General features: G+C 41.2%; 27 protein-coding genes. 4 read left to right on the forward strand and 23 right to left on the reverse strand.

What is annotated here, in order from left to right:
* Positions 1–390: 390 nt before the first annotated feature.
* Positions 391–600 (reverse strand): hypothetical protein, encoded by a 210-nt coding sequence (locus tag ACQKPA_RS30490; protein ID WP_427496111.1) that lies wholly within the window; start codon positions 598–600, stop codon positions 391–393.
* Positions 601–1,080: 480 nt separating this feature from the next.
* Here ACQKPA_RS30490 and ACQKPA_RS30495 point away from each other — a divergent pair, with 480 nt between their 5' ends.
* Positions 1,081–2,424, forward strand: a complete 1,344-nt coding sequence (locus ACQKPA_RS30495; RefSeq protein WP_427496112.1) for an S-layer homology domain-containing protein — start codon at positions 1,081–1,083, stop codon at positions 2,422–2,424.
* A 273-nt stretch (positions 2,425–2,697) separates the two neighbouring features.
* On the opposite strand, the gene ACQKPA_RS30500 is transcribed toward ACQKPA_RS30495, so the two are convergent.
* From ACQKPA_RS30500 to ACQKPA_RS30585, 18 genes are all read right to left on the reverse strand, one after another.
* A complete protein-coding gene (locus tag ACQKPA_RS30500; protein ID WP_427496113.1) occupies positions 2,698–3,348 on the reverse strand; it encodes a hypothetical protein in 651 nt (216 codons plus the stop codon).
* 23 nt (positions 3,349–3,371) lie between these two features.
* Positions 3,372–3,650 carry a response regulator gene (locus ACQKPA_RS30505; protein ID WP_427496114.1) on the reverse strand — a complete coding sequence of 93 codons (279 nt, stop codon included), beginning with the start codon at positions 3,648–3,650 and terminating at the stop codon, positions 3,372–3,374.
* Positions 3,613–3,876, reverse strand: a complete 264-nt coding sequence (locus tag ACQKPA_RS30510) for an ATP-binding protein (RefSeq protein WP_427496189.1) — start codon at positions 3,874–3,876, stop codon at positions 3,613–3,615. Before ACQKPA_RS30510 ends, ACQKPA_RS30505 begins: the two co-directional genes overlap by 38 nt.
* Positions 3,869–4,492: a hypothetical protein gene (locus ACQKPA_RS30515; RefSeq protein WP_427496115.1), complete on the reverse strand. Its 624-nt coding sequence runs from the start codon at positions 4,490–4,492 to the stop codon at positions 3,869–3,871. The genes ACQKPA_RS30510 and ACQKPA_RS30515 overlap by 8 nt, the downstream gene beginning before the upstream one ends.
* A 128-nt stretch (positions 4,493–4,620) precedes the next feature.
* Complete coding sequence (locus ACQKPA_RS30520; RefSeq protein ID WP_427496116.1) at positions 4,621–4,953, reverse strand: hypothetical protein; 333 nt, start codon at positions 4,951–4,953, stop codon at positions 4,621–4,623.
* 197 nt (positions 4,954–5,150) lie between these two features.
* Positions 5,151–5,669, reverse strand: a complete 519-nt coding sequence (locus tag ACQKPA_RS30525; RefSeq protein ID WP_427496117.1) for a type II toxin-antitoxin system PemK/MazF family toxin — start codon at positions 5,667–5,669, stop codon at positions 5,151–5,153.
* Positions 5,670–5,714: 45 nt separating this feature from the next.
* Complete coding sequence (locus tag ACQKPA_RS30530; protein WP_427496118.1) at positions 5,715–5,927, reverse strand: hypothetical protein; 213 nt, start codon at positions 5,925–5,927, stop codon at positions 5,715–5,717.
* Between the two features lie 94 nt (positions 5,928–6,021).
* Entirely contained in the window at positions 6,022–6,228 is a 207-nt protein-coding gene (locus tag ACQKPA_RS30535; protein WP_427496119.1) for a hypothetical protein, read from the reverse strand.
* 60 nt (positions 6,229–6,288) lie between these two features.
* Complete coding sequence (locus tag ACQKPA_RS30540; RefSeq protein WP_427496120.1) at positions 6,289–6,972, reverse strand: hypothetical protein; 684 nt, start codon at positions 6,970–6,972, stop codon at positions 6,289–6,291.
* A gap of 55 nt (positions 6,973–7,027) precedes the next feature.
* On the reverse strand, positions 7,028–7,552 hold the full coding sequence (locus tag ACQKPA_RS30545; protein WP_427496121.1) for a hypothetical protein: 525 nt from the start codon (positions 7,550–7,552) through the stop codon (positions 7,028–7,030).
* Positions 7,553–7,620: 68 nt separating this feature from the next.
* On the reverse strand, positions 7,621–8,547 hold the full coding sequence (locus tag ACQKPA_RS30550) for a hypothetical protein (protein ID WP_427496122.1): 927 nt from the start codon (positions 8,545–8,547) through the stop codon (positions 7,621–7,623).
* Positions 8,548–8,588: 41 nt separating this feature from the next.
* Positions 8,589–9,005, reverse strand: coding sequence for a hypothetical protein (locus ACQKPA_RS30555; protein WP_427496123.1), 417 nt, complete (start codon positions 9,003–9,005; stop codon positions 8,589–8,591).
* An 829-nt stretch (positions 9,006–9,834) separates the two neighbouring features.
* Positions 9,835–11,013, reverse strand: a complete 1,179-nt coding sequence (locus tag ACQKPA_RS30560; RefSeq protein WP_427496124.1) for a DUF3560 domain-containing protein — start codon at positions 11,011–11,013, stop codon at positions 9,835–9,837.
* Between the two features lie 906 nt (positions 11,014–11,919).
* Positions 11,920–12,762: a hypothetical protein gene (locus tag ACQKPA_RS30565; RefSeq protein ID WP_427496125.1), complete on the reverse strand. Its 843-nt coding sequence runs from the start codon at positions 12,760–12,762 to the stop codon at positions 11,920–11,922.
* Between the two features lie 66 nt (positions 12,763–12,828).
* Positions 12,829–13,614 carry a hypothetical protein gene (locus ACQKPA_RS30570; protein WP_427496126.1) on the reverse strand — a complete coding sequence of 262 codons (786 nt, stop codon included), beginning with the start codon at positions 13,612–13,614 and terminating at the stop codon, positions 12,829–12,831.
* On the reverse strand, positions 13,611–14,075 hold the full coding sequence (locus ACQKPA_RS30575) for a hypothetical protein (RefSeq protein WP_427496127.1): 465 nt from the start codon (positions 14,073–14,075) through the stop codon (positions 13,611–13,613). Before ACQKPA_RS30575 ends, ACQKPA_RS30570 begins: the two co-directional genes overlap by 4 nt.
* A gap of 570 nt (positions 14,076–14,645) precedes the next feature.
* Positions 14,646–15,770 carry an AlbA family DNA-binding domain-containing protein gene (locus ACQKPA_RS30580; RefSeq protein ID WP_427496128.1) on the reverse strand — a complete coding sequence of 375 codons (1,125 nt, stop codon included), beginning with the start codon at positions 15,768–15,770 and terminating at the stop codon, positions 14,646–14,648.
* Positions 15,771–16,016: 246 nt separating this feature from the next.
* The gene (locus tag ACQKPA_RS30585; RefSeq protein ID WP_427496129.1) at positions 16,017–16,868 is read right to left on the reverse strand and encodes a DNA ligase; all 852 of its coding nucleotides are present in this window, start codon (positions 16,866–16,868) and stop codon (positions 16,017–16,019) included.
* 196 nt (positions 16,869–17,064) lie between these two features.
* On the opposite strand from ACQKPA_RS30585, the gene ACQKPA_RS30590 reads away from it, so the two are divergent.
* Positions 17,065–17,958 carry a nucleotidyltransferase domain-containing protein gene (locus ACQKPA_RS30590; RefSeq protein WP_427496130.1) on the forward strand — a complete coding sequence of 298 codons (894 nt, stop codon included), beginning with the start codon at positions 17,065–17,067 and terminating at the stop codon, positions 17,956–17,958.
* Positions 17,959–17,961: 3 nt separating this feature from the next.
* Positions 17,962–18,546, forward strand: a complete 585-nt coding sequence (locus ACQKPA_RS30595; protein WP_427496131.1) for a hypothetical protein — start codon at positions 17,962–17,964, stop codon at positions 18,544–18,546.
* 177 nt (positions 18,547–18,723) lie between these two features.
* Here ACQKPA_RS30595 and ACQKPA_RS30600 read toward each other — a convergent pair whose 3' ends face one another.
* From ACQKPA_RS30600 to ACQKPA_RS30610, 3 genes are read right to left on the reverse strand one after another with little or no spacing between them, the layout of a single operon-like run.
* Positions 18,724–18,942, reverse strand: coding sequence for a hypothetical protein (locus ACQKPA_RS30600; protein ID WP_427496132.1), 219 nt, complete (start codon positions 18,940–18,942; stop codon positions 18,724–18,726).
* A gap of 30 nt (positions 18,943–18,972) precedes the next feature.
* Positions 18,973–19,143, reverse strand: a complete 171-nt coding sequence (locus ACQKPA_RS30605; protein WP_427496133.1) for a hypothetical protein — start codon at positions 19,141–19,143, stop codon at positions 18,973–18,975.
* A 56-nt stretch (positions 19,144–19,199) separates the two neighbouring features.
* Positions 19,200–20,030 (reverse strand): ArdC-like ssDNA-binding domain-containing protein, encoded by an 831-nt coding sequence (locus ACQKPA_RS30610; RefSeq protein ID WP_427496134.1) that lies wholly within the window; start codon positions 20,028–20,030, stop codon positions 19,200–19,202.
* Between the two features lie 710 nt (positions 20,031–20,740).
* On the opposite strand from ACQKPA_RS30610, the gene ACQKPA_RS30615 reads away from it, so the two are divergent.
* Positions 20,741–20,872: a hypothetical protein gene (locus ACQKPA_RS30615; RefSeq protein WP_427496135.1), complete on the forward strand. Its 132-nt coding sequence runs from the start codon at positions 20,741–20,743 to the stop codon at positions 20,870–20,872.
* Here ACQKPA_RS30615 and ACQKPA_RS30620 read toward each other — a convergent pair.
* Entirely contained in the window at positions 20,856–21,383 is a 528-nt protein-coding gene (locus ACQKPA_RS30620) for a hypothetical protein (RefSeq protein ID WP_427496136.1), read from the reverse strand. The genes ACQKPA_RS30615 and ACQKPA_RS30620 overlap by 17 nt on opposite strands.
* Positions 21,384–21,459 lie beyond the last annotated feature (76 nt).

Genomic DNA, 21,459 nt, shown 5'->3' on the forward strand with positions numbered 1-21,459 from the left:
TTAGGTCCACCTTCTGACTGTGTGTACGGGATGACCACCATGTTTTCACGCAATGCATGCGAAACATCTCGGGCTACCCTGCCCATACTCCACAACTTCCCCATTTTCTTTGGAGCCGCAGTCCATGGGTAATCCCCCCATAACATACCTATACGGGTTTGCCGGCTGAATACCAAAAAAACACCTCCAGACAATAGTTCACCAATATATATTTACATATTAATATTCAAGGGATACTTTTATTTACCTGTTCAAATCATTGTCTCGTTGCCTATTATGTTAATCTACCTGTTAGTTGAACAAAAGCAGCCGATCCACGTTGATCGGCTGCCTTCTTGTTTTTATTGAGCTATCGTTCCCCGTTAGCGTAACACTGGGCATACTTTATTATTATTTTCCTCCAACATGAAACACACCAATTACGGTTGCACCTTCAACATCATACAGAGGGATAGCGCGACCACCTAGTGATCTACTGTTCTGTATCGCAATGGCATCCTGGGGTGACTTTGGTTGTTCACCGTTTAAATCTTTTTTCAGTACATATCCTGCAGTGCCATGCGTAAAACTGCCGTTAGTTGAAAAAAAGAAGCCGATCACGTAGATCGGCTTCTAAATGGTTTAAAGAGCTTATCGGCAATTTCAAGCAATCGTTTTGCAAAGTTCTTGTGGTTTTGAATCTCTTCCTCTGACCAATTTCTTATTCGCATATTATAGTCATGCGTCCACTTTGAGCGATATTTCGTGCAACCCGTAGCCCTATATTACGCATTTTCTCCCAATCGTGCCCAATAATTTCAACAAGATTATCAACTTGCACTTGATGGAGCAAGAATAATTAAAAATGCAAGAAATAACCGGTATAACTGTAAATGGTACTAAATACTATTATGATCACTCTGTCTGTAAATCGGGGGTGATGAATCATGAAACATTTCTCATCGGGAAAAAAGCTACAGCAAATGGTTATTATCCATTTCGTGCCTTAACAAGTAAACTTGTTTCCGTTGGACACAGATAATAACACAGTTTACTATTAACTTAGGTTAAATTATTACAAGTGAAATGGGGATATATTAAATGAAAAAAGCTCTAGTAGCATCTATAGCTGTTGTCTCATTGCTTTCAACAACTACAACTGGTATTGGACCAGCAATAGCGGCTAGCACATCACCAATTGTTGATGTGCAAGATATGATTATAAATGGCATGGTAATCGATGTTACTGATTCTGTAAAAACAGTAGTCGATTCTTCTTTTAAAGATATTGTTGACCACTGGGCAGAATCCAGTATAGTTGCTGCAATTAAGCAAGGCATTGTAAGTGGATATCCAGATGGACTCTTTCACCCAGAAAATATGGTTACACGTGCAGAGTTCATTAAAATGTCAGTTGTAGCAATGGAGCTCCCTATTAATAACAATAGTCAATCTGATAATTGGTATGTTCCTTACATCGATTCAGCAAAAACTATCGGCCTTTATAAGGAAGGAGATTTTTCCTCTGGCGACATGACTAAACAGATGTCCCGATTAGATATGGTACATATCGCAGTGAGAGCTATCGGTGAAACTGCAAAAGATGATAATGAATTTATGTTAATTGCTGTGAAGAAAGGACTCATTTCAGGTACGGGAAATGGCAAGCTTGATCCGGATGGTACAACGACACGAGCTCAAGCTGTAACAGTCATACAGCGTATTCAAAAAGTAAAAAGCGGAATGACGTTACCGGTTGACGAAAAAGCTGTTGCTAATGCTGAATCCGCGATGAATGCAAAGAAAGATGCGTGGGGACTCACTATTAGAACTACAAATCTACCTAAAAATGCAAAAGATTATGCCTACATATTAGAACAATATCCAAATGACATGTACGAAATGGCGTATCCACAAATCGTAAAAACAATGCCAGCAATTTTATCCAAAACAAATAAATTTGTAAGGCATAAGCCAACAATGGAAGCATGGAAAAAGAATACAGAAGAATTTTATAATTTATTATTAAATGTGGATTATAGAACTATTAACGACAAATGGGCCGAGGATCTTTTTAGTCACTATAATCAATCAAATGTCTTTGTGTTTAAAGATATGAAGGAATACGTTTCTTGGGTAAAGAAGAATAAAATCATTACAGAAGGAAGTCTTATAGCTGAACCATCGATGGTTTCTGCAGCCGAACATGTGGGTTTATATTATATTAGAACGAAGTTCACTTTTAAGATTTCTTCATACACTGAGTACAAAGATATATTTTTCGATGAATACTTCAAGAGTAGAGGGAAATTCACTAAAGGTAGCTGGTATGAAGGTTACGCTGACATCCCTCTGTCTACCAATGTTGGAGGTAGTCATTTAAGGCAAATTGATGGGCAGGCATCATTATTTAGACTCACTAATATTGTTCGTAAGAAGAATTAGTAAGGCGTGATAACTATGAAAACTCATCATAAGAAAGGCATTTCTTTAGCTATACTCATAGTATAAATTTCTAATTTGTTAAAAGCTACCCTCGGCCTAAATCGGCCAATCGATTCATCAGCGAAGAGCAGCTTTCTGAAATAGGGGATTTTCTTCAAACTAAAGAACAAGCCCTCATTGTCAAGGGCTTGTTATATTTCATAAAATTTAATTTTGGATTAGACAATAAGGTGGGGTAAACGAAATAAGGCATCTCCCTGAAAATTTAAAATATTAAGACAATGATTTTAACATACTTAGCTTAAATATCTGATCAAACTCTATTTTGATGTTGTTGAGGAGTTGAATTGCTTTAGTTCTTTGTGAATAGAATTCTTTAAGATGCTCTTTATCTCCTGTTTCAGCGTATTTTAACAATGCATCAATTGCTTTGCTATATTCATCTACGCTCGTTGTCGCATCGAGAAAAACGTACGATGAATCCGTTACGTTGGTATAGGATTTATAATCGAAGGACTTAGAATCGATCTGAGAAGTTTGTAACAGTTCTTTTAACGAATTGGAATCTATTTTTTCTTCTAAAATAATTTTCCCTAGAATATTGAATGCTTCTTGGTCCATTTTTGTGAAATTTGCTATAAAAGTAGAATTGAATCTGTTAAGAATATTGAGATTGCTGATATACTTTTCTTTTTGATCGAATAAGGATAATACAGAGTTCTTGTAGTTAACTGAAAAACCTGCCTCTCTAAGTAGGTAGACTGGGACATAAACACGATTGTTTAAGATTTTCGCCTCTTCTCCGGACTTAGGCAGGAGTTCTTTAGTATTATAAAGAACCTTTATCGTTTTAGTTGGTTGAGCTGAGACAACTGTAACGCACATGAACACTAGACAAAAGGTCAATAATAGAATTTTTTTCAAATAAACAACCTCTTTCTATTGATTTAATTTTCCAACTGCTTTTCCTTCATCTTCTCGATTGTTTCTAGGCCGTCCAACCCACCGGCCATATTCAAGTCAAGCAGAAGCACGTCCGGTTCGGTCTCAATCATCAAAGCCAAAGCCGCTTTTCCCTCCTCGGCTTCGCCGACCACTTGATATTGCTCATCCGTTTCCAGAATCATTTTCAAGCCTTCCCGTACAACCAAGTGATCGTCCACGATCAATATCTTATGTTTCAGATACTCATCCTTCCACTGCTGTCTTTGTAAGCAGATGACCACCAATGATTCGAACTCGTTCCTTCATGCCAATAATTCTGTAGTGCCTCGCATTCTTGATGACTCTATCCGGGTCGAATCCGATACCATTATCCTGAATACTCATAAGAAAGTTATCTTCCATATCTTCAGTCTTCACCGATACATTGGTTGCCTCAGCATGCCTGGCAATATTGGTTAGAGCTTCGCGAGCCTCCAGGAGGAGCCTTATTTCACTTTCATCAACAATCTATTCCAAAAGCTTGTTTTTCTTCAAATGATCCCGTCTTGGTTAATGGGAACTTATGAATAGCGTGTCCGAATGGAACCTGCCTTACTTGAGTTATATGCTCTATATCTTCAGGGAAAAGAAGCATCTCAGTGTAACGTTCATCAGCAAATTTATATTTATTCTTCTCAAGGTGCTCCTGATTTCTTTGGACCGCCAAAGAAAGCTTCATCTTCACCCAGTTGAATTTATCCAGTCTTTGAGTCTTATCGAATTCAAATATCAATTGATCTGCTAGGCTCTGTGTATGCCTATCTATATGTATGGCAGGCTGGTCATCGGCATTTAAAGCTCTCACATAAACTAAATAATCTCCAGGAAGATACCCTACATTGATCGTATGGCCTTTTCGGTGCCCTAAGATCCCACGATCCTCAACAGACTTAATATCAAACATATGAAAGTAACAATAATTCCCCGACCACTCACTAGGTTTGATTAGTAAAGGATCTTCTAGATTAATTTTATTTTGAGCGTTATAATCAAAAATCTCCCCTTTATAAAAGTACTCTCCCGTGCTGTATGTCATCGGAGAAAAACCCTCATTTGCATATCGCACAATCCGAATCCATTCCATGTAATGCCTCCTTTGCTTTGTAGGTCAATAACCCTCCACATCTCGCGCTACCTTCATCTACAAAATATGGATAATTCATTGTACCTCAGTTATCATGAGTTCGAGAAACAACTTGTCAATTAACCCTATTACTCACTGCCACCATTCGAAGAACGAAGTATTTCTCCCTGTTTAATCAGCTGCTGGACCAATAAATAATCGGCCTCGCTTTGAGAAATAGCTTCAAAATAGGATTTGCCTGAAACTATATAATGATAGGTGGCAGAAGTACTAGATTCTAATCGTTTGGTTTGCAATAATCCTTTCTTGATTGTTAGAACGAGGATTTCTCCTTTCGGCGTTATGATATAATCACCAGGTTCTAATAGGGTCTTATCTGGATCAAGAACGGTCGGGTCTATCCAGCGGAATTTCCACGTTTGCCCTTTATCTTTACTAACCTGAACCCTCTGTTTTGGCACGAACGAACTCCCCCTTTAATACCCTAACTATCTATCCAAAGTTTATATCAAGATTATGTTTAAATCCTATATTGAATGGGACAATTTAACAATTTAATCTTAATGGTCTTTGATTACCTGCTCTTAGCAGTTTACTGCTTAGAGCCGGTTGCTTTCATAAAAAAAAGCAGCCCGGTGTCAGGCTGCCAATGCTTGTCCTATTTTTTTGGTTTCTTAATAACTTCCTCACTGCCGGCTGCGGCCATGAGGGCAGCTTCTTGAGCTTCCATTTTTGCCTCATAGAAGGCTTCAGCAATATTTTGTACCGCACGTTGCAGTCCATTGGTCCGGATCATCTGGAAATCAATCTCCATCATTTTCTCTTCTGTGATCGTGCCGACCTTATCTGGAAGCAGCCACTCCCGATTGATAGCAATCATTTGCTCTGTACTGGCAAAACTATCATGATCAAGGAATGGATGATCCGCCTTTTCGATTTCAACATATGCTGATCGCACTGCGCGGCCTTCCCTTTGCGCTTTCTGAACCTCTGCTTTAGCTGATGTTATCGGAATTACCATAACAGAGCGCGAATGATGGATTTTTGAATCATGATTATGTATGACGATCATCATATGCTGACCTTTAAGGACGTATCCAGGCTCTGGAGTAATGCCATCTACAAAATTGAACTCAGGTATATTGCCATTGTAAACTTCACCGCGAACAAAACTCATCGATTAAACCCTCCCCCAAAAATAAAACCCCACTCACAGTGGGGCTTAACCTTCATTTAAAAATCGAGTTGCAAGCGCCATTTGACGTTTCTGCAATCCGCGTTCAATTTTCTTTTCGGTTTCTTCGGAGTTACCTTCAAGCCCGATAAACTCCAGAAGAGACACATCGTATTTTTTCTTGATGTTGTCTTCAGCTTTCAGTGCGGCTGAATTTCTTGGTTTAACATTTGGTTGGGGAAATGCCAGAACTGTGGACATTATCCATCCCTCCATTCTCTTACCTCCAGTATATCATAAAGAAAACCCAAGTAAAATGGTATAAACCAATGTAAACCCATATAAAACGGTCAAATCAGCCAATAACTAATGATTCATCAGTCACAACTTTAATTGAGAACTCTTCATCGCAATCAAGACATTTATATAGTGAAACATTATACAAATCAGGTTGATCCTTATCCTTCTGGAACTCAAACATTTGCGCCTCACCCTGCAGCTTCGATATCGCCAAACATTTAGGGCAATAGATGATACCATTCTTTTCTTCTTGATCGGACACAGCCAGTCTCTCCTTTGATTTTATTGCTATGGCCGGATATCACCGGCCATAGCAGCTCATTTAGGTATTTAACACTGTCTTACAATTTACACATTGATATTCCATCGGGTGAGTACTAATCTGAATCACCTTGTTGAGCACCTGTTCACCCGTGATATAAACCCGTTCACCGCATTCTTTGCAAAGTTTTTTACGCAAGATCTCCATCTCCTTCGGAGTAACGGAAAAGATCAGATCCAACAGCTCAGGATTGTCACTTTCTACAATGTCCTTTCGATAGATCACCGGTACGGGTATCGCTTGAATTTGTTCGCGTTCTGCTATTTTCATCTCCAGATGCTCACCAGCGGACATTATTCTTAAGATATCATGTTGATATAAGGCTGTGCAAAAACTTGTCCAACTATTAATCAAATTGCCAGAATCCCATAGAATAAGTTCTTCATTCAGATTAATAGAAAACTGTCGGCCATCGAAATAGGTGCAATGGATAATAAGAGGTTCAACATCTGGGTACTCCCTAATGTCTTTCACAATTTTCTGTTCGATGTTTCTTTGACGCTCGGTCACCCAACGATTCGGCATCCCGTTAAGCCGCTTGATCTCTTCAAGTAAACTCATGCGGAGCTTAAGGCTAGGTATTCCATTTTCAAGCCGTTGATCAATCAACGAGCACAACAGCCTTATCGACATTTCCTCAAAATGATTTCCAACCAAGGAACCATAGAATTGCTTTATCTTCATCGTAAAGTCCTCCTGTGTTTTGTTTTGTCCGGGGAAGGGGCCCCGGCGCCCTCCCCTACCACTCATAGGTCTTCAACCCAGGAATTTCAAGACCATCAGAATCCAACATGAGCCAGTCTATTTTTTTGTTTGACGCGTAGTGAAGAACATGAAATAAGCTTTCTGGTAATTTGCCTTGCATGCATTCAAGTTCTTCACTTTCTGGAACAACAATGAAATATCCATATTGATTTTTCTCATAGATCACAAGTGGCATTTTCACATCTTGGTTAATTAAAAACTCCATAGCCATCCGGGTCACATGAGCCGTACTCACAGCAATCATTGATAAAACTTCCAGCGTGTCCATTTCTGGACCAGTCACCGCATCTTCACAATAGATTTGGCTGCCGGCCCAATCTTCCCCAAGAATCACATCGTCATCTTCCTTTTGTTGCTTCCTTTCAAGAAATTCAGAGTATGTGATCCCTGTCCAGGCTTTAAAATCATTCATCGCATTCACTTTGGCGTTCGGTCCTACAAATGGTGTCACTTCTTGAATAGCGTCTTGGAACATCTTCACTACAACATGAATTTTCATGTTACATCATCCTTTCAAATTGTTATCTGAATTTGGCCGACCTTTCTTTGAACGGTCAAAACGTCATTTTACGAAACCCTTTCGTAAAAACCCCGAACTTTTCTACGCAAAAACCCTTCAGATTCCAATTCCTGCAATGTACGACGAACCGTTGCTTCCGGCGTATTCGTCTTTCGAAGTTTTGAGGGGAATTGCTTCTTAACGCGTTCAAAGACTTTCTCTGGTGTGATGACTTCTAATCCCTTGGTTACATGTTTTATAGCGTTCTTCCATGTTACATAGTTGTCTGCATCAATCTTTTTGTATTGACCAGGGACCAAAATCCAAAGCTCTCCTTCCGGTTTGTAGTCCGTTTTAAAGAGCAATAAGTGCTCCGTCACCACCGGAATAAAGTTGCCTTTATACGAAGAGCGGTAACTCATAGCGTTGTGCTGCACTTTGGTGAAATGGCGAACCGGTGCACCGATCCAAGCCATCTCCCGTTGAATGCTCTTGATATATCCCTTTCCTTTGACCACCATATCCCCTACCAAAACGGCCACATATCTGCTGTGTGCAGCTGCCTTCACATTCACATGGCTTACAGCTGCGATAAACGTTTTCCAATCCATCCTGCTCATGTCCATGCTCTGCATGTGCTTAGGAAGATCAGCCGCGTAATCGATCATGTTCCAGTAAGGATAATGAAGAACCGTTAGATCAAAACCAGTATCATGGAAGTCGTCGTTTACAACATCAAATCCGTTGTGGATGTCGTCACCGACATAAGGCAGACCAAGGGCAGTGCAAACATCCCGACTGGTCTTCCCTCCTTCCATAGGGTCATAAATGTAAGGGGCCTGAATGCCCGTTCTCTTTAAGTAACTGACCAGCTTACCAAGGACATCACCAGCATAATTACCTCGATAGTTTGCGTTGCCGTATTTCCCACGTTCCGGAACAGAAATCAAAGTGGTTAATTCACCAAAGGAATCATTAAGTCCATGAATCTCCATATGAATCCCTCCTATCAGTCGTTCGTATGAGCTCGGTCGAATCAGAACAACTCGGTAATATTTCCGTGAACCAGCTTGGATTGGACATCTTCTTTGAAATCACGGAAGCTCTTCCCGGCATGTGTGAGCGTTTGTACGAAAGGGTGTTCTGTCACCTGTTCGGTATGTTGAATGGCAAACATCAAAGATTCAGTTCGAAACATTTCATCTGCCACTGATTCACAAAATCGCTCGTAATCCTTTTGAGCATCCTCATCGTTAATGGCAAGTAGAAAATCTTCTTCAAACCATTCTTCAAACAAAGACGAACCCGGCTCTCGAAACTGCACCAGCTGTTCATCGTCTGCCCCCGAAAAGTAAGACCCCGTATACTCAAGAACCCGGGATTCCCCAGCTGAATTGAACACACGGTAGGCAGTATTTAATTTCATTTGTTTAAAACTTCTAATAACGATCAATTTGTGTTCCTCCTTAAGCCTCGTTTTTTGGCCTGTCGGCCCCCTTAACATCCGGCTTCGTTTGCCGGTCTAGCCAAGCGGCGATGAGCGTTCTTTTGATTTTGGTTTGATGAGCAGTTTTCCATCTGCCGGTTAAGCGTTGGCGTATGTAGTTTTCAAAGAGCAAACATCCGTGTGTCGTAGCCGTCATAGCGCCCTTACCGCGCAGGCTTCCGGAGTGCAAGGGTCTGCCCGGAGGGATGGCGTTCTCGAATGAGAAAAGCCACCCTTGCATGAAGGATGGCTGCGTGGTTTGCTATGATCAACGGATACGACACATGTCGCGGATGTGCCTGAAGAAAACGTAAGGAGCCATGAGCGGCTGCTGGAGGACACTTGCGAATCAAAGCCGGGGTGCTTCTTCGAATTTGCTTACATGGGTTTGGAACTCTCCCGTTAACGGGAGAGGTCTGCATCCAATGCAATTTTAACGAGTTAAAATGCATGGGTGGATTACCTGAAGGTTTTTGTCTTTCGAGAAGGTTTTGCATCGGGGATTATTCTTCGCCGGTTATCACGGACATTGGAATGCGGAATTGGGCATTTCGAGGTCCGTGATAACCACCATTTAATCCGAAGCCCTGCCACGCAGGCAGGGCAACATTTGCGCATAAAAAAACCATCGACTCGTTTCAGTCAATGGCGTGGATATGTATAATCACTTACTAGGGAAAAAACAAGGATACAACTATGACTTTCCCTACCTATACGGCCCTGGCTACCAGGGCCATTACTCGTCCATGAAATCTCCATACGACTGCTGCTTTTTTAGATCACTTATTGATGACCGTTATACTGCGCTGTTGTATTTGTATAGATACCAATCATCATGATTTACCACAAAATTGTTATTTCTATCTTGTTTAACTGCGCGCCTCTCTGGTACTCCTATCTTAAAGTTATTAATCTGAGGAATATTGTTTTCTATAAATATTTGTTTGATTGTCACGCTTTTAACACTCTTTTTAACAACTTGGAAAGCTTTAATAATTGTATTGCCGCCAATAGCTGTACGAACTACAATGTCGTCTACCTCAAACGGATTATCTATTACTTCCTTTTTCTTTTCCATCCATCCCTCTGGAATTTTCATGTCCTGAATTTCACCATAAGCGTACTTGAGTGTATATGGAACAACATCAGGCTTAACCTCCACAGTCTTTGGATTCGCTTTAACAACGATATCCCATCTGCCGCGAATTTTAACGAGATAACCTGCCTTTAGATTATCTTTATTAAATTGAACGCCGCCGATCTCGTCCATTTTATTATGGAGAAATGCAAGTTTATCTAATTCATATTCCATTTTCTCTAGTAGAGTTTCCATGTATGTTTCGTTCTGAGTTTCTTCTGCTTGTACAATTCGACGCTGGTATTCACGGATATTTTTATTACTTTCTTCAATTCTGTTACTTAAATATGTTCTGTCCTTAAATTTACCCATACTTGCCGTTTGTTGTGCTGTTTCAGCTCGATCACGGAAATATTCACTCTTTCGGTACTCTTCAAATCCTCTATGATAACGGTCAAACATTTTTTCTCTTTGACGTGCAAATCGTTGACTTTCTGCATGTCCTGCAATAATCGGTTGAGTGAAAAATGAAATGTCACCGTGCATACTGTTTATATCTTTTTGCAGGTTCTTTGCTCTTGTCTCTGCATTGTCCGCATACTTCTCGAAGCGCTCAATACGTGCTTCTGCTTTTTCTACTTGTCTTTCTACTTCCTCAGCATAGGACAAGCGTTCTCCAGTTTTACCGCCATCTGTAAAGCCTAGTTGTTTAGCTGCTCGGATAGCTGAATAATGATTTTTGGTTGAACGGGACACCCAAGCAGAACGAGAACCTGAAAAAATATATGCCTTTTTTATTGCCTTTTTTTCATCCGTGGTTAGAGATTGATACTCTTCTTTAGAAAAATGCAATTCAATTTTAGAAGTTTCGAGATTTAGAATATATTGTTTTGTCATTATAATTCCCTTCTTCCTAGATAATTTTTTGTGGTTGTCTCAATTGCACTTGCCTACATAACATTTGCAAAAGTCTTTTACTTGGCGGAAAGATCCCTAAATCCTAACGGGATCTTTCATGGTGATTCACCCTTAACATCCGGCTTCGTTTGCCGGTCTAGCCAAGCGGCGATGAGCGTTCTTTTGATTTTGGTTTGATGAGCAGTTTCCATCTGCCGGTTAAGCGTTGGCGTATGTAGTTTTCAAAGAGCAAACATCCGTGTGTCGTAGCCGTCATAGCGCCCTTACCGCGCAGGCTTCTGGAGTGCAAGGGTCTGCCCGCAGGGATGGCGTTCTCGAATGAGAAAAGCCACCCTTGCTCGGAGGATGGCTGCGTGGTTTGCTATGATCAACGGATACGACACATGTCGCGGATGTGCCTGAAGAAAACGCAAGGAGCCTTAAGCAGCTGCTGGAGGACACTTGCGAATCAAAGCCGGGGGTGCTTCTTCGAATCTGCTTACTTGGGTTTGGACTTCTCCCGTTAACGGGAGAGGTCCGCATCCAATGCATTTTAACGAGTTAAAATGGATGGGTGGATTACCTGAAGGTTTTTGTCTTTCGAGAAGGTTTTGCATCGGGGATTATTCTTCGCCGGTTATCACGGACATTGGAATGCGGAATTGGGCATTTCGAGGTCCGTGATAACCACCATTTAATCCGAAGCCCTGCCCCGCAGGCAGGGCAACATTTGCGCACAAAAAAGCCATCGACTCGTTTCAGTCAATGGCGTGGATATGTATTAAATCATACTCATTTAGGAAAAGATAAGATTACACCTTTGACTTTCCCTCTAAGTGGCCCTGGCATCAGGGCCTCTTTTATTTTGATCTGTAACAGCTATCTTCAGACATTTAGCAACAGAGTCTAGCTGAGATTTGAACATTCGTTAAGAAGTATTTGGGAAGGGAAGACAATGTACACTTCGTCTTCGTCTTGAAGTTCACCTTCGACATGAACCCTCAGACCATAACTCCACCCATTAAAGCGTGACACGCCTTCTAACACCTTGTAATCTTGAGGTTCATTTGTTTCGTTAAAATGTTGTGGTATACGGAATCTAATCTTCATCCCCGTCAGATTCTCCAATTCGCTAAACCCTGGATAAACGTCGGAAGGTCGATAACGGCTTCCGATTCTATCTTCCATTACCTGCTCGATGGCAATACACGCAATTTCGATTGGATTAAATGTCTGATCCATATTACCATTTAGCTCTGCTAACCCATGCCCTTTGACAAATGCCCTCATGGATACCCGGGAAAACATCGGACAATCATGAATGTGAAAGAACCTATTCTCTCCATTTAAGCATACCCGGACATAATCCCCTTCACTTACAAAAACACTCTTCCGATAAGCCTGAATTTCTTTATAGGCTTGATGAAGTTTAGGATAGCTTGCTAGTGCTTTTTCTAGGAAATAACCATTCCCATGCAATGCCCAGTATAACTGACGGTAATGAAATTCCTTTTTTGCTTGCTCAGCAGATCGATACTTCCCGATCCAGCCCCCCCTATACTTGGATCCATCCGGCTGCTTCATATAATAGTTCCCCTTACCTTCTCCTGTAGCCTCTGTATCCAGGAAGGCCTCCCATTTAGAGTTCATCATGAATTCAGTAAGAGTCATTTCAGTAATCAACAGATTATCAAGATCAGAATTTACAATAAATAATTCATCCTGAAACAAATCCAAAGTCAATTGCATCCAATACCGCATCCCTTCGAAGTTTGTTATCATTTACAGGCATCGCCTATTGGCCGCAACCTTTTCTTATATTGGCAGAAACGGATAAATCGAAAAGTATTCCTTATGGCGCAATTCATAGTAGTAGCCATATTTAGAGAACATCATTTTTAATGCCTCATGTATTTCCAAATCCCCATTACTGAACGCTTCATATAGTTGGTTTTCGTAGAAGCTAACCGTCAATGTTTCTGGATTACAGTTAACGAATGGACCTGTTGGGTTCACATTATCCAGCACCTCATCCTCGCTGAATGCTTTTCCGTTGAAGAAGATCGTAACGCCATGCCACATATTCCGCTCAAGCAAAAAGGCTTTAAGTTCATCTGCGATCGATTTCATCAGCTTGCGGTGGTCTTCCACATTCGGGCGATATTCCAGGTCATTGTGTTCATAATAGCCGTCTTCCGTATGTGACCTGGTATAGACAAAGAACGTGTTCTTGTTGATACGGATCTGAACGGGTATATCGGTTCCATCCTCGTAACCTTGAAAGTACACATAGTTCTGATCCGTCAAAAAAGGGAGTTGGATCACACTTCGAAATGATGTTGCTTCTAACTCAGCCGCAATTTCACTTAAATCTAAAGGAACAGGAGCATTATATACAGCATGGATCATGAAATTTCCGGCCAGGGAAAACTCTTTATGACAGCCTACACATTGAAACATTGTCGCTTCGTATCCATCTGGAAGTTCGTGCAACTCAGAATCAAACTCGACTTCAACGATCTGCAAGAGTCGATCCGGGTTAGCTATGTCTCCACATATAGGGCAATTAAAAATACCAGTTCCATTCGGCAATTTACTCATAGCATCATTTCCTTTCGGTTTGAGATCTCATCATTTCCTGCATCGAACTCTTCTAGTTCCCACCACTCATGACGGGTCTCCAAATGATCAATAATCGTTTCGAACACACCTTCGTCACCAGGAATAAAAATATCCAACAGTTCCCCAATATCATTCGTACAGAGAAAACGATCCGTATTCGTTTCAGGAGACTCCATCGAAAGCGCCTGCTTCTTATCCTCATTCCACATGCATATAAAAATGCTAGCATTCGTTTGTATTTGATCAATCCGATACTTTGCCGCGATCGAAGCCAATTCCTCATCCGACTTCAATTGTTCCATCATTAGATTCCATTCCTCGTCAAATTGATTCGGATACTGAAACACGATCCAAACAGGATGGCTATTCAGATGAAATTCACCCTTTTCGAACAATGTGTGTGCGCGGTTTAAATGACGAACCATATCAACTTTTTTCAAGACTCTCAACCCTTTCAAATCCAAAATATTTGTTTGATGGTGATTCAGCCTTAACATCCGGCTTCGGTTGCCGGTCTAGCCAAGCGGCGATGAGCGTTCTTTTGATGTTGGTTTGATGAGCAGTTTTCCATCTGCCGGTTAAGCGTTGGCGTATGTAGTTTTCAAAGAGCAAACATCCGTGTGTCGTAGCCGTCATAGCGCCCTTACCGCGCAGACTTCCGGAGTGCAAGGGTCTGCCCGCAGGGATGGCGTTCTCGAATGAGAAAAGCCACCCTTGCTCGGAGGATGGCTGCGTGGTTTGCTATGATCAACGGATACGACGCACGTCCCGGATGTGCCTGAAGAAAACGCAAGGAGCCATGAGCGTCTGCTGGAAAACTAACCTGCGAATCAAACTGCACTCTTCTTCATGAATTAACCCCAACGGTTTTTCACGCCACCGGGTACCCAGGTTGCATTGCTTGCAATGCAAAAAGCCCAATGGAACAGCGGTGTTCTTCCGCTGGTCGCTTGGGCTTTATGGGTGGTGGGGTTTCGTGCCGGTGTATTCTTAAGGTATATGTTTTAAAATCAGATTAGATTATCAGGCTGTTTAGGATAACCAAACGCATTCCAAAAATAAGTGCAAATTGTAGCTGCTGTTTGCTCAATAGTTTCTTTATCCATAGTTTCAATTAATACCTCTGGCAAAATCAAAAAGTCTTCATCGATTGCTTGGGGACGTCCAAACATCACTCGCCTTGTCCCGCAAACCCCCATCCCCCCAACCATACTGACAAAAATATAAAAAGGGTCGCGCATGCCAAGCCCAGCATAGTTTTTAATTTGCCACTCTAATGATTCTATCAAGGCTCTTTTAAACTCAATAACATAAAAAATCGGACGTCCATTAGGTTCTTCCGCCGATGATTCAATAGAAAATTGATAATTAGAAACCTGTTCAATAATGCCATTTCGAAAAATTTGAGTATGTCCTCTAAAAGATTCCCCCTCGGACTCCTGATAAAATACACCATCAGCGTGAATCCTCGGATTTGCCCCTGACCGACCAAGTACAAATGGAACTAGAGACCGGTAATTGTCTACGACAGGATAATTAGACGTGATGTCAAATGCAGAGACTGGGACATAATGAAGCATGATAAAAGGAGGCATCTGATGATAAACGTGTAGTGACTTTTCAGCTCGCTTAGCGCGGAAGCGTTCATATCTTTCAAGGAAATGCCCTCGTTGGTCCATCATACTTCTGATTTCAGAAGTTCCGGCAGCAATTTTTGCCGAGCCAGTTCGTATCAAAAATTTAGAATTGTCCTTTACCATGTGTGGAGCATTCCAGCTGCGAGGCACACGAACATGAATAACATTATTCCCATTAGTCAAAGGAATAGGTTGATATAATACATTAATTAGTCTTGGGTCTGTCTTCGCTTCAATGGATTGTTTAATGCGTAGAATCAGGTTATCTGGATTCTCTTCTAATCCTTCCAGCTCAATGGTTCCTTCTTTGTTTTCGCTAATGCCGATAAAGAGATCCCCACCTCTGGTGTTGGCAAACGAGACTACTTCCTCTACCAGGCTTGTAAGGTGAGGAAGCTCCCTCTTAAATTCAAGCTGCAGCCCCTCAATTTCTCCGCTATCTTTCAATACTCGCAAGTCCGCCTCGTTCACGTCTGCGAAATTCTTGTAAAATGTCACGCTTTTTCCTCCTCATTATATTTATCTAATAACTACGAAATAACTCGTGCCATGCTATTAAATATATACAAATACTAGATAGTTTATACTCACAACATAAAATATTAACGTCATTAAATCAAAATGATATTTTGTCGATGTATATAAATAGAATTTGAGTTATACAATTCATGCTGCTTATTGGTAGTTTAAGGGTAATCGTATGTATACAACAAATAAGCCGACACAAAGTGCCGGCTAAATATATTATAATACCTCTTCGAGTACAGCTAATCTCATTTTTCCATCCTTTGTCCAATGACGAAATCGAACACCCACTCGTATAAGAGGATCAACATATACAAAATGGCTGGTTTCCCTCAGCTTGGAATTAGCCAATATTGGAAATACCTTTTTTCTCTTAGCTGGTGTCAATCCATACTTCACCATTCCAGCAGGTATCAGCTTACCATCTCGTTCAATTCCCAACAGCCAGGCTAACTCCCTTTTCGAATATCCCATCACAACGCAAACTTCACGCTGATAAACTACGACACGTTGCCACAAATCTTTAGGTCGCTGCCCGTAATAATATCGACTGTTACGCTTTTTAATAACAATCCCTTCAAGCCCCTGCCCTTTGCATAAATTAAACAAAGGAATAAAACTATGTTCCATAAAGCGAATCCGTTTGATGACTTCATTCTCTATTAAGGCTTCTTCCAAAATGGCTTTGCGGCTCATCAGATCGAGAGAACGCAAATCATTCCCCTGATGTCTAATAATGTCGAAAGCAACGAAAGCCAGCCCCGGTGTTCTCCCTAATTTCGGCCTAGATTGGAATCGGCTCATCATGGCCTCAAAGTCAGGTTTACCCGTTTCTATATCACAAACAACCAGCTCACCATCCAATGTCGTCCCTGAAGAAACAGCGGATGTAGCTGCCTTTGTAATCTCTTCAAAATTAAAGGTAATATCGTTTTGATGGCGAGTATAAAGCCTTACCCGGTCATGATCTACTTCCAGGAGAGCTCGTATCCCGTCTAGCTTTAACTCTGCAATATGATCATCGGACTCAAAGGGCTCCTTTAGATCCGCTAACAACATTGGATCAATCATACATCATCACCCTATTAAAGGGTATCACACAGGGTTATGAACTCATACCGGGAGTTGATGGCAAGAAAAAAGATCCTGAGGAGAAGTGGGGTTTCATGCAAAGTAAACTATCGATTATATGTTAATTTACAGGATCAACCAATTGTTGTAGAATATTTACGAGAACATTCATTCGCTTATATTGGAGGTATGAGAAGTGCCTATCCCTGAAAGTCAACTTGAAACCTGGGCACATCAAGGGGCAATAAAGACTTCAAAGTTAACCCACGAAAAAATCAGAGAAGTAATTGAAAACAGCCCTGTTTTAAAAGATAAGGCAGTCGAAATATATCTCCAAGGATCTTATAAAAATTCCACGAATATTCGAGGAGACTCTGATGTCGATATTGTAGTCCAGCTTAACAGCGTATTTTACAAAGACATCAGTAACCTGAATGCAATTGAAAAACAAAACTACGAGTCGAATTTCATCGCTGCAACCTATTCCTGGAAAGATTTCAAATCGGACCTCATCAAAATCCTAGAAAATTATTTTGGTAAATCCTATGTAGAGGTTGGTAACAAATCGATAAAAATCCTCCCCAATAACGGACGATTACCCGCCGACGTGGTTCCATCGGCACAATATCGCCGCTATATACGATATACAGGTAACAGAACTGACTATATAGAAGGCATGTGTTTTTGGACTTCAAAAGAAAACCGCTTTGTCGCCAATTATCCAAAAGTCCATTATGACAACGGAGTTTCTAAAAACCAAAAGACAAATCAAATGTACAAGCCATTGATTCGAATTTTCAAAAATGCTCGTACCTATATGGATGAAAGAGGATTATTCGATAAGTCCCAAGCACCTGGTTATTTTATCGAAGGTTTACTCTACAATGTATCCAATACCAGTTTTAGAAGTACGTATAACCCGTCCATGTTCGAGATTTTAAATTGGCTACATCAAGCGGATTTCCAAAAATTCGTTTGTCAGAATGAGCAAACGATGCTATTTGGATCAACTCCAGAGCAATGGAACATTGAAGATGCGGGTGCATTTTTACGTTCGATGATAAAACTTTGGAATGACTGGGGAAAATAAATCATGCATGCATATTCAACGGATTCTAATGAAAGAGTCAATATTCCTTTTTATTTAGCTGCGGCTAGTATTCTATCAGCTTGGATTCTGCCTAAATTTCTAAATTGGATTGGGCTATCCGTACCTTGGTGGTTCGATGCACCTGCAGTTATGGGTTTTTACGGCATATACTACAAACTGTTCGATACCCTCTTTTGGAAATGGCTTGCAAAAGTCGGTATCATACAAACTCCGAATTTAAACGGTTTATGGAAAGGTCATTTCCTCAGTTCTTACGATGGACATACTACGCAAAAAGTTGCAACGATTGAGATTAAGCAAACCTGGACGAAAATGTGTATTGTGTTTAGGAACGGCACTTCCCGATCTAAAAGCATGACTTCTTCGATCATTACAACCAATGCAGAAGGTATAGTAATAAGCTATGAATATCAAAATGAACCCAATTACGATACGGTTAGTACCATGCAAATACATCGCGGTTTCACCCGGTTAACTCTTTCAACCAACAAAAAGGAACTTGATGGAGAGTACTATACAGGAAGAGGCAGGTTAAGCTACGGGACAATGAGATTCACAAAGACATGAGATGGCGATTCTAAGTTTCAGCCTTGCTTTACAAGATTTTATGAAGGTTTTAGGCATCATGGGAAATCGCTTCGTTCGGTCGGTCGTTCACGGCCGGCCACCATCAATTCAGAAGCTCCGCCGCGGCGGCGGAGCAACCATGCACTTTAAAATTCAGTCGATACAAAAACCCGGCAATTATGCCGGGTTACTCCGCAAGGCTCCAAGGGCATTAGCGATAACGGTCGAATCCATTGTCGAACCGGTATCGAAAAGCAACCGACTACGCAATTCGTGAACGATTTGAAGTTTATTTTTGTTGGCCTCCTGGTCATTAGGGTTATTCGATTGCAGGTCTCTTTTGAGCACTTGCAAAGCAAGCATTAATATGTTGGATTCTTCAGCGGATAATTTCATGAATACTACCTCCGTATAGTAAAAGATTTTTTATACTAAAAGATCATCTTCATAGATTTCGAATAAATAGGAGCCCGATTCATTTCGATCACTCCCGCATAAATAACCACCGGTTACCTTTGCATGAACTTGATCTAAAGCCAACAAAATATCTTCCATGGATTGACCAGATATATTAACGGTTGCGTGTGTTTTTTTCATTTTCTGAGATCTCCTTTAAAGTCCCCCGGCCACTGGCCGGGGCATATTTTTAGGTCTTAGGCTGCTTCTTGATTTAATTGGGTTTCGATCATTTCTATGATTTCTTGGGAAGCCTTCTGGATAATATCTCCGGCTTTCTGGATGGCGTCCAAACTGTTTTCCGGGTTCCAATGTGCTACATATGGAAAACTGTAGTCACTAGTATCAAAGCCGAAATAATTCAACACAACAAACGCTGTTCCCTCGGCCTCGATCTCTCGATCATTACGCGTCAATTCGTCTCTACGTGGATTTTCATAGCCATGAAGCATACCATGGGCCAGTTCATGGATAAGGGTCTTGGCTTTGTGCTTATAGGCCATGTTGTCCTTAATCCCAATGGATTGAGTCAAGTGATTAAAATATCCTTTTGCCCCACCTTCGATACGTTCTTCATTGACTGGAAACGGACAAATAGTTTTAGCCGCCGCGTAAAACTCACGCATGGATTTCGAATCCCCTTTTAACTCGGAACAAAGTTCCGGCAACGGCTCCCCGTCCGTCTGCGAAACATCGAACACGTAACAATGGCGAAATCCGGTTAGCACACGGCTTTCTTCCCCCGTTTCATCATCAATTTTTTTCTTAATGTTCGGCGCAAGGATCGCCAGCCCCCTTTCCCCTCGTTTTACATAACGTTTAAACTTCTTCCAATCTTCAAACCCTGCAACTCGGCTTGCATGCGGACATTGAAAGTAAATCAACATCATGTTTTTGAAGGAATAACGGTGGAATTTAGATTGAAAAACGAGAATTTCTTTCCATTTATCAGAAGTGTAAACTTGACTCACACCATTCTTTAGTTGGCTGAAAAGTTCTTGAACCTTGGATTTTTTGTTTGTCGTCATATCGAAAATCTCTCCTTTAACATGGTGTATTGTTGTATAAAATAGGGGCTTTATCGCCCCGCAATTTATTTGAGTTTCAGGGTTCCGTAAACCGTAAGATTACGTAGAGCCTGATGACGCTGGATTTTGGAAAGTGCGATTGCTTTTTGCGTTTGGGACATATTCGAACATCTCCTTTAAGTTGAATGGATATTTATGGTTAAACCCCTTATCCGGCTTCGTTTTCCTGTCTAGCCCGAGCGGCAATGAGCGGAATGGTTTAGGGGGTTGAGACATGAACCGTCTTGCGATGCTTGCTGTAGCTTGCGTATGTAGTTTTCAAAAGAGCAGTACATCCGTATGTCGTATCCGTCATAGCCCGGTAAATCATGCAGGTTCCAGTAAGGCAAAGGTCTGCCCGTAGGGATGAGAAAAGTTTTTGGCGACATTCCAAAAAGTTTTCTCACCTTTGCCTGGAAGGGTTCTGAATGATTGGCTATGATGACGGATACGACATGCCTACGGATGGACTGCGGTTGGAAACAGAATGAGCTGCGGATGCTCGCACAGTAGGCTTCAGGGATCAACACCCGTCGCCCTTATCCTCTTCGAGCTACCCACAAAATCACTTCGAAGCCCTTACCCACAGCACTTTCAAGCCCTTCAAGCTTCATTTCTTTCATGAATGGTCTTAGATCTGACGGTCTTAAAATTGCTCAGAAAGAACATTCATGAAAAAGATGAAGGCTCAGCTGCAGCCGAATGAAGCCATAAAAAAGAGCCCGGCGACTGCCGGACCCTTTTTTACTGAGCATGATATGAATATTGAAAATGAATCAGATGAGGTTAGATTACTCGGTTAACGGCTGGATCGTAATAGAGGAGATCGTCCAGTTTGATATCGATTTGAGATATCTCCAGGGTAAGCCGCCTTCTCTGACAGACTCGTTCTACTTCAGCACAAGTATAGTTGGCTATATTTTGGGTAAGGTCAAAGATATTGGACCTTCGTTGACACGCAAACGGGTTATAGATACATCCGTCCCCTGTTTCCTGAACGGTAATAGAAGCATATTCTTTAGTCTCGTTGTCCTGGGTGAAGCCGATAATTCTGACAGCATACCGAACTCCCATCTTTACTTTAAGCAGCTCCATAACGGCTTGAATCTCGATTTTTTTGACGCCATCCCGTTTCAACATAAAGGGCAAAAATTCAATGTCGATATCCGAGAAGTTATGGAAGATATTTAATAGGGTCTTGGTTTCGTATGGGGAGCTATCTTTTTTTAGACTTTCATTTTCAACCTTCAGCGCGAGGTTTTCTTTCTTTAATTCAATCATCTTGCGATGAATATCGTTTCTTTTATTAAACAAGTACATGTTCCTCCTTCAGGGATACTGTCATTCTAATACCACACTGTTGCTCACTGTTCTTCTCATCGGAACGCAA

It is taken from the genome of Paenibacillus sp. NPDC093718 (assembly GCF_050279985.1).
Lineage (GTDB): Bacteria > Bacillota > Bacilli > Paenibacillales > Paenibacillaceae > Paenibacillus_AQ.

Excerpts from the sequence above, each read along its gene's own strand:
- ACQKPA_RS30495 (WP_427496112.1), top strand. The coding sequence starts at position 1,081 with ATGAAAAAAGCTCTAGTAGCATCTATAGCTGTTGTCTCATTGCTTTCA.
- ACQKPA_RS30515 (WP_427496115.1), bottom strand. The coding sequence starts at position 4,492 with ATGGAATGGATTCGGATTGTGCGATATGCAAATGAGGGTTTTTCTCCG.
- ACQKPA_RS30525 (WP_427496117.1), bottom strand. The coding sequence starts at position 5,669 with ATGAGTTTTGTTCGCGGTGAAGTTTACAATGGCAATATACCTGAGTTC.
- ACQKPA_RS30530 (WP_427496118.1), bottom strand. The coding sequence starts at position 5,927 with ATGTCCACAGTTCTGGCATTTCCCCAACCAAATGTTAAACCAAGAAAT.
- ACQKPA_RS30540 (WP_427496120.1), bottom strand. The coding sequence starts at position 6,972 with ATGAAGATAAAGCAATTCTATGGTTCCTTGGTTGGAAATCATTTTGAG.
- ACQKPA_RS30545 (WP_427496121.1), bottom strand. The coding sequence starts at position 7,552 with ATGAAAATTCATGTTGTAGTGAAGATGTTCCAAGACGCTATTCAAGAA.
- ACQKPA_RS30550 (WP_427496122.1), bottom strand. The coding sequence starts at position 8,547 with ATGGAGATTCATGGACTTAATGATTCCTTTGGTGAATTAACCACTTTG.
- ACQKPA_RS30560 (WP_427496124.1), bottom strand. The coding sequence starts at position 11,013 with ATGACAAAACAATATATTCTAAATCTCGAAACTTCTAAAATTGAATTG.
- ACQKPA_RS30565 (WP_427496125.1), bottom strand. The coding sequence starts at position 12,762 with ATGCAATTGACTTTGGATTTGTTTCAGGATGAATTATTTATTGTAAAT.
- ACQKPA_RS30570 (WP_427496126.1), bottom strand. The coding sequence starts at position 13,614 with ATGAGTAAATTGCCGAATGGAACTGGTATTTTTAATTGCCCTATATGT.
- ACQKPA_RS30585 (WP_427496129.1), bottom strand. The coding sequence starts at position 16,868 with ATGATTGATCCAATGTTGTTAGCGGATCTAAAGGAGCCCTTTGAGTCC.
- ACQKPA_RS30595 (WP_427496131.1), top strand. The coding sequence starts at position 17,962 with ATGCATGCATATTCAACGGATTCTAATGAAAGAGTCAATATTCCTTTT.
- ACQKPA_RS30600 (WP_427496132.1), bottom strand. The coding sequence starts at position 18,942 with ATGAAATTATCCGCTGAAGAATCCAACATATTAATGCTTGCTTTGCAA.
- ACQKPA_RS30605 (WP_427496133.1), bottom strand. The coding sequence starts at position 19,143 with ATGAAAAAAACACACGCAACCGTTAATATATCTGGTCAATCCATGGAA.
- ACQKPA_RS30610 (WP_427496134.1), bottom strand. The coding sequence starts at position 20,030 with ATGACGACAAACAAAAAATCCAAGGTTCAAGAACTTTTCAGCCAACTA.
- ACQKPA_RS30615 (WP_427496135.1), top strand. The coding sequence starts at position 20,741 with ATGAAAAAGATGAAGGCTCAGCTGCAGCCGAATGAAGCCATAAAAAAG.